At 54.0% G+C, this 11,822-nt stretch carries 9 protein-coding genes; 8 read left to right on the top strand and 1 reads right to left on the bottom strand.

Annotation, left to right across the window (positions count from 1 at the left end; translation table 11 throughout):
* Window positions 1-31 precede the first annotated feature (31 nt).
* Window positions 32-796, bottom strand: coding sequence for a TetR/AcrR family transcriptional regulator (locus tag OZX75_RS05865; RefSeq protein WP_277145732.1), 765 nt, complete (start codon window positions 794-796; stop codon window positions 32-34).
* A gap of 320 nt (window positions 797-1,116) precedes the next feature.
* Between OZX75_RS05865 and OZX75_RS05860 the strand changes: the two genes are divergently transcribed.
* The 8 genes from OZX75_RS05860 to OZX75_RS05825 all read left to right on the top strand — a co-directional run bounded on the left by OZX75_RS05860 (window position 1,117) and on the right by OZX75_RS05825 (window position 11,559).
* A complete protein-coding gene (locus OZX75_RS05860; protein ID WP_277145731.1) occupies window positions 1,117-2,460 on the top strand; it encodes a lactonase family protein in 1,344 nt (447 codons plus the stop codon).
* A gap of 735 nt (window positions 2,461-3,195) precedes the next feature.
* Complete coding sequence (rpmB, locus tag OZX75_RS05855; protein ID WP_277145730.1) at window positions 3,196-3,390, top strand: 50S ribosomal protein L28; 195 nt, start codon at window positions 3,196-3,198, stop codon at window positions 3,388-3,390.
* Between the two features lie 326 nt (window positions 3,391-3,716).
* Window positions 3,717-4,625: a glycyl-radical enzyme activating protein gene (locus OZX75_RS05850; protein WP_277145729.1), complete on the top strand. Its 909-nt coding sequence runs from the start codon at window positions 3,717-3,719 to the stop codon at window positions 4,623-4,625.
* Between the two features lie 191 nt (window positions 4,626-4,816).
* Window positions 4,817-5,563 (top strand): DeoR/GlpR family DNA-binding transcription regulator, encoded by a 747-nt coding sequence (locus OZX75_RS05845; RefSeq protein ID WP_277145728.1) that lies wholly within the window; start codon window positions 4,817-4,819, stop codon window positions 5,561-5,563.
* A 346-nt stretch (window positions 5,564-5,909) separates the two neighbouring features.
* The gene (locus OZX75_RS05840) at window positions 5,910-8,336 is read left to right on the top strand and encodes a glycyl radical protein (protein ID WP_277145727.1); all 2,427 of its coding nucleotides are present in this window, start codon (window positions 5,910-5,912) and stop codon (window positions 8,334-8,336) included.
* Window positions 8,337-8,387: 51 nt separating this feature from the next.
* Window positions 8,388-9,065: a transaldolase family protein gene (locus OZX75_RS05835; RefSeq protein WP_277145726.1), complete on the top strand. Its 678-nt coding sequence runs from the start codon at window positions 8,388-8,390 to the stop codon at window positions 9,063-9,065.
* A 257-nt stretch (window positions 9,066-9,322) separates the two neighbouring features.
* Complete coding sequence (locus OZX75_RS05830) at window positions 9,323-10,348, top strand: ROK family protein (protein ID WP_277145725.1); 1,026 nt, start codon at window positions 9,323-9,325, stop codon at window positions 10,346-10,348.
* 5 nt (window positions 10,349-10,353) lie between these two features.
* Window positions 10,354-11,559: a PTS transporter subunit EIIC gene (locus OZX75_RS05825; protein WP_277145724.1), complete on the top strand. Its 1,206-nt coding sequence runs from the start codon at window positions 10,354-10,356 to the stop codon at window positions 11,557-11,559.
* Window positions 11,560-11,822 lie beyond the last annotated feature (263 nt).

The following is an 11,822-nucleotide window of genomic DNA, read 5'->3' as shown; positions in this document are numbered from 1 at the left end:
CTTTGGCCGGTTGGATCGACGAAAGCGAACATCAAGCAGTGTGGCCGATGCCGCCCATGAGCGAGGTGTTTCCTCTGAAACCGTCGACATGTTGGTGCTGCATATTTTGAAGGTCTTCAAGCAGGCCATCGACCTCATGCTTGAAATCCCTGTCTTTGCTTTCTGCCTCGGCAATGCTCTTGAGCAACGAGTCGTCGCCTTTCTCCAACGCGCTGCGGAACATCTGCACCCAGAAACCGGGCATGCTGTCGCCGGAGACCGCCAAATAGAGCGTTCTTGCGACCACCGCCGCGTCGAGATTGCTCCACTGCTCGACCGTCGTCTCGCGGGAAAGCTTGGACCACATGCCGGAGACCGCAAGTAGGCCGCCTACCGAAAATTCCAGTAGGACGTCTTGATTGATCGTCATCTCGCGGTCAAGGTGTTGCCATTTGATAAAGCTGTCGCGAATCGCGTCGTGCACGGTGAACAGCAGGAACGGAGAGCTGTGTTTGCCCACGGTCAAAGCGAGGTGGTCGAGGTGTATGCGGTTCGCGGGCACGCCGATGAGCTGCATGACGACGCCGTTCCACGCCTTGGCTGGATCCAGGGTGAATTCAGGCAGTGCACGGTCGATGCCTTCGACGGCGTGCTGGATTGCGGTTTCGGCAAGATTGTTGAGTTTGCAATAGTGGTAGTAGAAAGAGTTACGGTTGACGCCTGCCATGTTGACGATGTCGGTGACGGTGATTTTGGGATAATCGCGTTCCTCAAGCAACTTCCAGAACGCATTCTCCATGCGCGTCGTAGCCGGCAATTGATTTGAGTCTTGTCGGGGTCTAGACATTCTGAGCCTCCTGATGATTGAGAAAAATCTATGTAAAGAATTTCTGTACTGATTCTAAAGGATAACGGTTGACGAGTTTCGTTAAATGATGATTATCGCGTAGAGAAAACTTTTCGTCTTTCTGGCATACATAGGCTTATGTATATTAAACAAGATAAATTTTTTTATAAAGCATAATTTTTTATACGGAAAATTGTATTGTTATAAATTAAAATGTGACGTAAATCACATTAATTAAAAATAAGCTATGAATAATAGGATGAATAGCTAAAGCGCGATAGATTAAAAATATGAATATTCAGATCTATCGGTTATTGGTTGGTGGCTTTGGCGCCATCCATCACGAAAAGAGCAAAGGCGTCGAGCGTCACTTGTTGGTGTTGCCTACCTGTGCGGATGCAAAAGCGTTTGACGTGAAACAGGTTTCGGAAATGCCGACGGACGTCGAAGAAGAACAGCATACAGCGAAAGAAGATATATCGTTGCGTTCGCCGAGAATCGTGCCTGCCGGTGTCGCTTCCGTTGTGCCTTCCCCTTCCTGGCTTTTGCGTGAGGGCGATACGGTTTTTGCGGTTCTTGAGGACACGGACGAAGTGGCAACGTTACGAATCGTGAATAAGGGCACCGGGTCGCCCGCCGCATCGGACGATGCTTTCGACGAAAACGCAGAGATGACGCTAAAGGAAATTTCACGGGTGAAATTGCCTGCCGGGTCCGGACCTACTCATGCGGCGATTGCCGTTGACCGCCAGCTTGGCCACCATCTGATCACCGCCGATTACGCGGACGGCACGGTCTGCGTTCTGCCTATCGGCGAGGGCGATGTGCTGGGGCCGGTGGCGCAGGTGCTTGACGGCGATCGCGACCATCATGGGCCATTGCCGGCGCAAGAAGGGCCGCACGCGCATTGGATTCTTCCCCTGCCCGACGGACGCGTGCTCACGACGGATTTGGGCGCCGACCGCATCTATATTCATCGCTGGATCGGTTCGCGTCTGATTCGCACGGGGTTTGTTCCTCTGTCCCCCGGCACTGGCCCGCGGGATATGCACATCTTGCCGGGGCCGTCCGGTGAGCTGGCGGAAGGCGGCGATTGGCGCATCGCCGTCGTCGATGAATGGGGCTGTACGGTCACCGTCCTTGAACCGAACGGAGGCGACGAGGCGAGGCGAAGCAAGGACGGGAATGAACAAATCGAGGAATTCAGGGTGGCTCAAACCGTCAGTCTCGGCGGCGACAAAGGGAAGAGCCCCGATCAGGCCGCTTCCTTGGCTTTCGTGCCGGAAGCCCGTCATCTTGGCGGCAGCGAAGAAAGCCGTGGGGGCTCGCCGTTTTCACGCGGCTATGTTTACGTGGGGCTGCGGGGCTCCGATCGCATCGTGACGTTGTATTGGGACGGCAGCAGGCTGAGCCGTCTGACCGAAGAAGGCGATCCGGGCTGGAAAGGCCGCGGTGTTTCCAGCGGCGGCGAACGTCCGCGTCACATCCTGGCCGTCGGCAATATGCTCGTCGTGGCCAACGAGGTCAGCGACAACCTGAGCCTTTTCCGCGCGGCCGATGACGGTGAACCCGTGCACCTTGGTGATTATCCTGCCGGGTCGCCGACGGTCGTGCTGCCGCTGACCGGAATCTAGAATGGCATTTCTCGGCGATGGCGTTGATGACGTTATTCGACAAGAAAAGTTGACGAATAACAGACGAATTTTTATTAATTATCGGCTACTGGTTATTCGTAAGGTTCTTTTGTTTCGGCTTTTGATTTGGAACATAAAACAAGCTCTGACGTCAACGCCGAGTCGTACTGTGCGGATTTTTGCCTTGACGCGCGGTACGGTTTATCGTTGCCGTCGTTGTGGGCGGCAAAGGGTGATATCAGTAGTTGAGCGGTTGAATGGAGACGGTGAAATGAAAAGAGTCAGCCGTAAGTGAACAGTCATGCATATTAGCATTCCCGTTGAATGAGTCAACCGTTGGGCTCTGATATTACGCTGTAAGCATTGGAGAAAATCGATTGCATATTTAAGGAATGAAATAGAATTTATACATTGAATAAAATCATGCGACTGTATATTATAAAGGATTCTCTTCTCGAAAATTCGACAGAATATTTTTAAAAAAAGACGTTCATAATATATGCTGCGGGCATAATTTTTCGGATGGGTCCACATGGCTTGTATTCGATGGGATTTTTTATGCTTACGTCATGATAACGACGAATGTTGGGCATGAAAGACCGTGCGTTATTACACTGTCTTTGTCCTTGGTCGGCCCCGGTTGTATACTTGATAAGTTGTGTGTCGCTGTTGTGCGTCAAAACGCAGGATAGGGGCATCAAGACTTGCAAGTCAAAACAGTTTAGGGAGTCCATTATGGCAGCTCGTTGCGCAGTGTGCGGCAAGGGACCGCAGACCGGTTACAGCGTTTCGCATTCACATATCCGCAATAAGCGCACCTTCAGCCCGAACCTGCAGTCGGTTCACACCACTATCGACGGACAGAACGTCCGCGTTCGCGTGTGCGCCAAGTGCCTCAAGGCCGGCAAGGTTCAGCGCGTGGTTGCGTGAAAACGCGGAAAGCAATTTTGAAAACCTCCGTACGTTTCGGCGTCGGAGGTTTTTTCATGCCTTGGCGCAACACGGTTTGTTGGCACGGCGCCGTTTGGCGGATATGTGCAAAAGGTGACAAATAGACAGGCTAATTGTCACTTTTTACACGGCTGACCTCATATCGCGCGCAAGAAGTGACCATTGGCGGGAGCAAGATCAAAAATTCCGGGTTGGATTTAGATAAGTGATTTCAATCTTGCTTTAATTACGAACGTAAGTTATATTAGTTTTGAACGTAATTTTTGGATATGAATTACGTTGCTGCACATCGTTCGAAAGAGGCAATGTTGGAATCCGCGATTGTTTTCAATGTTCAGAAGTTCAGTCTTAACGACGGCCCGGGCATACGAACCGTGGTCTTTCTCAAGGGTTGCCCATTGCGGTGCGGCTGGTGCTCCAATCCGGAGAGTCAGAAGAAGACTCCTGAGATTGAGTGGGATGAGCGTTCTTGCGATGGCTGCGACGCCTCCGATGCTCTCGCCCGTAAAGTCGGTTTCATTAAAACCGGTGCGCGGCGAGGGCCGGACGTGACTCGCCTGCAAATGGGCGACGCGCAGGTCGATGAAGCATTGAAGGATTGCCCCGGTCTCTCTGTTGTCGGAGTGAGGCGCACGAGTGATGACGTGCTTGAGGAATGTCTGCAGGATGAGCCGTTCTACGAGGAAGGCGGGGGAGGCGTCACGCTTTCCGGCGGTGAGCCGTTGGTTTGGGGACATTTCTGTGTCGAGTTGCTCGATAAGCTCAACGCTCATGGCATCGACACCAGTATCGAGACGACTGGCCATGTGCCCGAAAAGGTTTTCAGAGCCGCCATCGGGCATCTCGACCATATTTTCATGGATATGAAGCAGTATGACACGAACCTTCACAAGCGGGGCACCGGTGTCGGCAACGAGCTGATCCTCAAGAACATGGCCTACGCGGTTTCAACGGGTAAAGACCTGTTGATTCGCACTCCTGTCATTCCCGGTTTCAATGATTCGCTTGATGATGCGAGGGGCATGGCCCGCAAACTCAAGGCAATAGGGGTCGATAAGGTGCAGCTGCTGCCGTTCCATAATTTCGGCGAATCGAAGTACGAGTTGCTGGGTCGCGAGGACTATGCGTTCAAAGGCGTGCCCAACACACATCCTGAAGATATTGAGGATTTCAAGCAGGTGTATCTTGACGAGGGTGTGGAGGCCTTCTTATAGGTTTCTCCTTGCGAATGCTTGCTTCCGGCGGTTTCGTGATTACCGTTTTGACAGTATCAACGAAAACAGGGGCTTTAGTTGAGTAAGAGAAAAGCTTTTGTTCGAAAGCCGATCTGTTTGTTATTCCTTGGTATTGGGTGTTAGGCTGGCAGGGTAGACCAAGCGTGAACCTGATTACGGAAGGCGTATCAATGGAAACGAGGACGAATCGTATTCTCGAGTTGCTCACCGAGCACAAACGTATTGAGGTCGCCACGCTTGCCGAGGAACTCGGGGTTTCCGAAGTCACCATGCGTAAGGATCTGAGCGGGCTCGAAAAGCGTGGCATCATCGATCGCGAGCATGGATTCGCCGTGCTCAAAAGCGCCGACAACATGGAAAGCCGGCTTGCCTACCATTACGAGGAGAAGCTGAAAATTGCCAGGCGTGCAGCCGAATGCGTCCACGACGGCGATACGGTGATGATCGAGAACGGCAGCACTTGCGCTCTGTTGGCTGCCGAACTGGTTGCGAGCAAAAACGACCTCACCATCATCACCAACAGCGCGTTTGTCGCCGGATATGTACGTGGCAAATCCCAAAGCCAAATCATTCTCTTAGGTGGGATATACCAGCAGACGGCGCAGGTTATGGTCGGGCCGATGGTCGAGCGCTGTCTGAAAGGCATGTACGTCGATATCCTGTTCGCCGGCACCGACGGTTACAGCGAGGAAACCGGGTTTGCCAACCGTGATTCTCTGCGTGCCGAGACCGTGTGCGATATGGCGCAACACGCCGGCCGTGTGGTCGTGGTCACCGAAAGCAGCAAGTTCTCCCGACGGGGTACCGTGCCTCTTGAATTCGGGGACAAGGATGTCGCCACGTTCACCGATGTCGGCCTTTCGGAGCCGGCCCGGAAGATGCTGGACCGGCACGGTGTTGACATCGTCACGGTCTGATATTTCGTTTTAGGGCAATTTTTTAATTCGGTTTGATTTTTCTGCACGTACGTGGCCTTTGTCTGCCTCGTTTCGGATTTGTGCTATGAGTAGTTATCTGCGACTTCTGATGTCGAAACGGTAAACGATCTTTTATTGTTTTCAAGGTTTGAAACGATATCTCTATGCTTTCTTTTTGATTCGGACATTGGTGAATATACAAGAAATAGAAGTCAAAAAGTCTTAATCGAAAGTTTTTTATTTACGAACAAAAGATAAATCGCTTACGAAATTGACAAAAAAACTTTCTTTCGTTATTCTAAAGCTACGTAAGTGATGTAGCTTACATTTATGAAAGGAAAGTACGATGAGTGATTCACATTTTGGAAAGCTCACTGACAGGATGAACTCTTTCCGCGATCAGCTGTTGGATGCAGTGCCGCAGATCGATGTCGATCGGGCGATGATCACGACCAAGGTCTATCAGGAGCAGCAGGATCAGCCTTTGGCCATCAAGCGTGCCATCATGCTCAAAGAGATTCTTGAGCAGATGCCGATTTTCATTGAGCCCGAGACGGTTATCGCCGGCAACCAAGCCTCGAAGAACAGGTCGGCGCCGATTTTCCCGGAATACGCGATGGACTGGGTGATTGACGAGCTCGACCAGTTTGAAAAGCGCGATGGCGATGTGTTCACCATCACGGAGGAGAACAAGGAAAAGCTGCGTTCCATCTATCCGTTCTGGAAGCACAACACGCTTCAGGACCGTGGGTTGGCGGCCTTCCCTCCCCATTCCAAGCTGTTCTATGACCTCGGCATCATCAAGTCCGAGGGCAATATCACTTCGGGCGACGCCCATTGCGCCGTCAATTATGAGGGATTGTTGAAGCTGGGACTGAAGGACTATGCGCGTCGTGCCCAGGAAAAGCTTGACGCCCTTGATCTGACGGATTACCGCAACATCCATAAGAGCTACTTCTATCGGGCCATTCTCATCGTGGCCGATGCCGTCAAGGAATTCGCCGGTCGATATGCTTCGTTGGCTCGCCAGCAAGCCACACAATGCTCGCAAAAGGGCGACGAACGTCGTGCTTCGGAACTGTGCGGGATGGCTGAAGCGCTGGACCACGTGCCGTATGAGCCGGCACATACCTTGCGCGAAGCGGTGCAATCGGTCTGGCTGATCCACCTCACGCTGCAGCTCGAGTCCAACGGTCATTCGCTTTCGTATGGTCGCATGGACCAATATCTGTGGCCGTACTATGAAAACGATCTGAAAACCGGTCGGATCACGGCTGATGAGGCCGATGAGCTGATGTGCAATCTGTGGCTCAAAACCTTCACCATCAACAAGGTCCGCCCGTGGAGCCACACCCAGTTCTCCGCAGGCTCGCCGCTCTACCAGAATGTCACCGTCGGTGGCCAGAAGCTGGTGGACGGCGAAGCGCGCGACGCCACCAACCCCATGAGCTGGCTGATCCTGAAGTCTGTGGCCCAGTGCCATTTGACCCAGCCGAACCTCACCGTCCGTTATCACGAGAACCTTCCGGACGATTTCATGAACGAGTGCATCGAAGTCGTTCGTTGCGGTTTCGGTATGCCCGCCTTCAACGACGACGAGGTCATCATCCCCAGCTTCATCGAAAAGGGTGTGGCCCGCGAGGATGCCTACAATTACTCCGCCATCGGCTGCGTGGAAACGGCAGTGCCGGGCAAATGGGGCTATCGCTGCACCGGCATGAGCTTCCTCAATTTCCCGAAGGCGCTGCTGATTGCCATGAACAACGGTGTCGACCCGCAAAGCGGCGAGAAGCTCGTTGAGGGCACCGGGCATTTCAAGGACTTCACGAGTTTCGACCAGGTCATGCAGTGCTGGGACAAGGTCATCCGCGAGATGTGCCGTCAGTGCGTCATCATCGACGCGACCTGCGATATGGTGCTTGAACACGATACTGCGGATATTCTCTGCTCCTGCCTGACCGACGACTGCATCGAACGCGGACTGAACATGAAGGAAGGCGGAGCCGTCTACGACTTCATCTCCGATCTGCAGGTGGGCATCGCCAATCTTGCCGATTCTCTCGCCGCCATGAAGAAGGTGGTCTTCGAAGAGAAGAAGGTGACGCCTGAAGAGCTGTGGAACGCCATGCAGGACAATTGGCAGGGCGAAAAGAACGAACATATCCGTGAGCTGATGAAGGCGGCGCCGAAGTACGGCAACGACGATGATTACGTCGATTCGCTGATTCGCCAGGCGTATGACATCTACATCGATGAGATGAAGAAGTACCACAACACCAGGTATGGCCGCGGGCCGATCGGCGGGATCTACTACGCCGGTACCAGCTCGATTTCGGCGAATGTGCCCCAGGGCGCCGGGACGTTGGCCACCCCTGACGGCCGTGCCGCAGGCGAGCCACTCGCCGAAGGTTGCAGCCCTTCGCATTCCGCCGATCAGCACGGCCCGACCGCCGTGTTCAAGTCGGTTTCCAAGCTGCCCACCGATGACATCACCGGAGGTGTGCTGCTCAACCAGAAGATGACCCCGCAGGTGCTTTCGAAGATGGAGAACAGGCAGAAACTCGCTTTGCTGACCCGTGCGTTCTTCGACAAGCTTCACGGCTACCACGTGCAATACAACGTCGTCTCCCGCGAAACGTTGCTTGATGCGCAGGTCCATCCTGAAAAGCATCGTGATCTGATCGTTCGCGTCGCCGGTTACAGCGCGTTCTTCGTGGTGCTGTCCAAGGCGACCCAGGACGACATCATCGAGCGGACGGAACAGACGCTGTAATCCGCGATTCGTGATTGATCGCTGAACTGTTGGCAATGAAAGGAAATAACCATGAAACTCATCATTGATGATGCGGATACCGAGGCCATCAAACGCTTGGTCGAGTATTATCCGATCGATGGTGTGACCACCAACCCCTCGATTCTGGCGAAGGCCGGACGCCCGCCTTTCGAGGTGCTGCACGAGATTCGCTCGATTATCGGGCCGGATCGCGAGCTGCACGCGCAGGTGGTCGCCAGAGACGCCAAAGGCATGGTCGCCGATGCCCATCGGATCGTCAAGGAGCTGGGGGACAACACGTTTCCCAAGGTTCCGAGCGTTCCGGAAGGGTTCAAGGCCATCAAGCAGTTGTCGGGCGAAGGCATCAACGTGACTGCGACCGCGATCTATACGCCTTTGCAGGCGTTCATAGCGGCGAAGGCAGGAGCAGTGTATGCCGCCCCGTACATCAACCGCATCGACAATATGGGTTACGACGGAGTCGGCGTCGCGTGCAAGATTCATGACATCTTCAAGTCCAACAACCTGCATTGCGAAGTCCTCGCGGCGAGCTTCAAGAACTCGCAGCAGGTGCTTGACCTGGCAGTTCATGGTGTGGGCGCTGCGACGATAGCGTCTTCGGTCATCGACTCGCTGACCAAGAACGCTGCAATCGATGCGGCAGTAGATGATTTCGTGGCCGATTTCGAAGGTCTTGTCGGCTCCGGAAAGACTATGGCCACTCTGTAGTCGTAGTCGCCTCGATGGTATGGGGGATGTCTCCTCCATATCATCGTAGTTATCAAGATTGTCGGTTCCGCCGGTGGCTTTAGCCAATGAAGCTGCCGGCAAACCGACGTCAACACAACGAGACGAACATTTCAAGGCGCAATGCGCGGTCGGTGCCGATTTGGCATTGCACCTTCAAAATCAACTTTTTACGAAATTCCGGGGCGTACTGTGCCCTGAAACTCGAATAACAGGTATGGATAACGCAAGGATGCATCATGAAAATTCTGGCCATTGATATCGGCGGAACCAATATCAAATATGCGTATATGTTGGAGAACAGCTCGATTACCTCCCGTGGGTCGATTCCCACCCCGCAGGAAGGTCGTGATGAATTGATTGCGGCGTTGACTCAGCTTTTCAAGCAGGAGCCCGGGGTACAGGGCATTGCCATCTCGATGCCGGGCATCATTGATTCGGACGAGGGATATTGCGCGATGGGCGGAGCGTTGCGCTACAACGACGATTTTTATCTTCGTCATGAGCTGTTCAGCCATTGCCCGGTGCGTATCGTGATGGACAACGACGCGAAGTGCGCGGCCACCGCAGAGGCGACCGTGGGCGCGCTGAAGGATGTGAGCGATGGCTTTGTCCTGCTGTTTGGAACCATGATCGGTGGCGGCATCATCAAGAACCATGTGCTTCATCGTGGCCCGCACTTCTCGGCCGGCGAAGTGAGCTACATCATTACTTCGCGCGATGAAGGGCCGACCCGTGAGGGGGTTTGGGGCAACCAATGTGGAACGCCTGCCCTGTGCGCGAATTATGCGAACATCAAGGGCGTGGATCCGGATTCCATGGATGGCGTGAAATTCTTTGAAGCGGTGAACGCGGGGGAGCCCGAGGCGTTGGATTGTCTGGATCATTATGCCCACGACATCGCGGTGCAGATATTCAATATTCAGAACATCGTCGATCCGGCACGGTTTGCCATCGGTGGTGGCATCTCGGCTCAGCCTGCGTTCATCGAAGCCATACGCGCCAATCTGCAGAAGCTGTATGCGACCTGCCCGTACTTTGTCTCCCAAGCGGATGTGGTCAGCTGCAAATTCCGCAATGACGCCAACCTCGTGGGCGCCTTGCAATGCTATCTGCGCGGCGTCGACGAACGTGAGTACTTCGTCAACAAGGAAGATGTGGACGGGTCGATCGAAAAGTCGAAACAAACGCCCAACGGCGAAAACGACGAAGAGGAAAAGGTGCCTGAAGGCAAGGTGCTGGTCAACAACTTTCAAAGCGAGTGAATGACATGGCCAAGAAAAAGAGTCTTCTGAACATCGTCATCGATGGTATTTCCGGGATTTTCCTGCCGATTGTGAACCTGCTCTCCGCGGCGGGCATCATGAAAGGTGTGCTGATCATCCTCACCAGCTGCAAGGTACTGGACGCTTCCGGCAATACGTATCTAGTGCTTGACGCGATGGCGTCGTGTGTGTTCACCTTCCTGCCCGTCATGCTCGCGTACACGTCCGCCAAGCAATTCAAGACCAATCCGTATATCGCCGTCGTCATCGCCTGCCTGATGCTGTATCCGGCGCTTGTGAAAGTGCAGGAAAAGGGCACTACGCTGTCCTTCTTCGGCATTCCGATGTTGGGCGTCAAATACGCTTCAAGCGTGCTGCCCATCATTCTGGCGATTGGTTTGCTGCGCTTTGTGCAGCAGTGGCTCGACAAGGTCCTGCCGGAAGTGATTCGTGGATTCCTCACGCCGCTTATCTGCGTCTTGTTCGTGGGCTCGGTGACATTGCTGCTGTTCGGACCGTTCGGCAAAGTGGTCGGTGACGGCCTCGCTGCCGGATACGAATGGGTGTATGCGCTTTCGCCGATCGTCGCCGGCTTGCTGCTGGGCGCTGCCGTGCAGCCGATGGTCATCTTCGGTTTCCATTGGAGCCTGATTCTCATCGGCATGAACAATCTGGCGGTTTCCGGGCACGATACGGTACTCGCTCTGATGGGTCCTCCCGTCTTTGCCCAGGCAGGAGCCGCGTTGGCCGTCATGCTCAAAAGTCATGACGCGCCGTTCAAGACGACGTGTATTTCCGCCAGTATCTCGGCTTTGTTCGGCATTACGGAACCGGCTATGTTCGGCGTGAACCTCCCGCGTAAGATGCCTCTTGCCGCGGTGTGCATCGGCGGCGGAGTGGGTGGCGCCATTGCCGGATATTCCGGTGTCCAGGCCCACGCTTTCGCGCTTCCTAGCATCGCCACGTTGCCGGTTTTCTTCGGTCGCGGCTTCGTGACCTACGTGATTTCCTGTGTGGTCGCCATGGTGGTCGCCTTCCTGCTGACGCTCGTGTTCAAGTTCCCTGTGGACAACTTGAACGACGAAAACGACGAGGTTCGCTCCGAGGAAGACCATGAGTTGCTTGGGGAGAGCTCACAGGCCGAAGGTGAAACCTCTGCGAATTCCGAAGTGGGTATCGCCGCTGACGCAATCGCAACGACCAAGTCGTAAACGGGGCTTAGCCGTTTGCCGAGAGGAAAACAATGTTGAAAACCTCCGTACGTTTCAGCGTCGGAGGTTTTTCATGCCTTGGCGCGGCACCGTTTGGCGGATATGTGCAAAAGGTGACAAATAGACAAGCTAATTGTCACTTTTTACACAGCTGACCTCGTATCGCGCGCAAGAAGTGACTATTAGCGGAATACGGCGGCGTGGCGAGGCTCACGTTATGCCGGGCGCTGACGTGGTTGTCCAACGGCACGCTAATAATCAAA

This window comes from Bifidobacterium sp. ESL0800, assembly GCF_029395355.1.
Lineage (GTDB): Bacteria > Actinomycetota > Actinomycetes > Actinomycetales > Bifidobacteriaceae > Bifidobacterium.
This window is presented reverse-complemented; position numbering and strand designations above follow the sequence as displayed.

What these genes read in the sequence shown, in the direction of transcription:
- rpmB (WP_277145730.1), top strand. Translation starts at nt 3,196, where the DNA reads ATGGCAGCTCGTTGCGCAGTGTGCGGCAAGGGACCGCAGACCGGTTAC.
- OZX75_RS05830 (WP_277145725.1), top strand. Translation starts at nt 9,323, where the DNA reads ATGAAAATTCTGGCCATTGATATCGGCGGAACCAATATCAAATATGCG.
- OZX75_RS05845 (WP_277145728.1), top strand. Translation starts at nt 4,817, where the DNA reads ATGGAAACGAGGACGAATCGTATTCTCGAGTTGCTCACCGAGCACAAA.
- OZX75_RS05860 (WP_277145731.1), top strand. Translation starts at nt 1,117, where the DNA reads ATGAATATTCAGATCTATCGGTTATTGGTTGGTGGCTTTGGCGCCATC.
- OZX75_RS05850 (WP_277145729.1), top strand. Translation starts at nt 3,717, where the DNA reads ATGTTGGAATCCGCGATTGTTTTCAATGTTCAGAAGTTCAGTCTTAAC.
- OZX75_RS05840 (WP_277145727.1), top strand. Translation starts at nt 5,910, where the DNA reads ATGAGTGATTCACATTTTGGAAAGCTCACTGACAGGATGAACTCTTTC.
- OZX75_RS05835 (WP_277145726.1), top strand. Translation starts at nt 8,388, where the DNA reads ATGAAACTCATCATTGATGATGCGGATACCGAGGCCATCAAACGCTTG.
- OZX75_RS05825 (WP_277145724.1), top strand. Translation starts at nt 10,354, where the DNA reads ATGGCCAAGAAAAAGAGTCTTCTGAACATCGTCATCGATGGTATTTCC.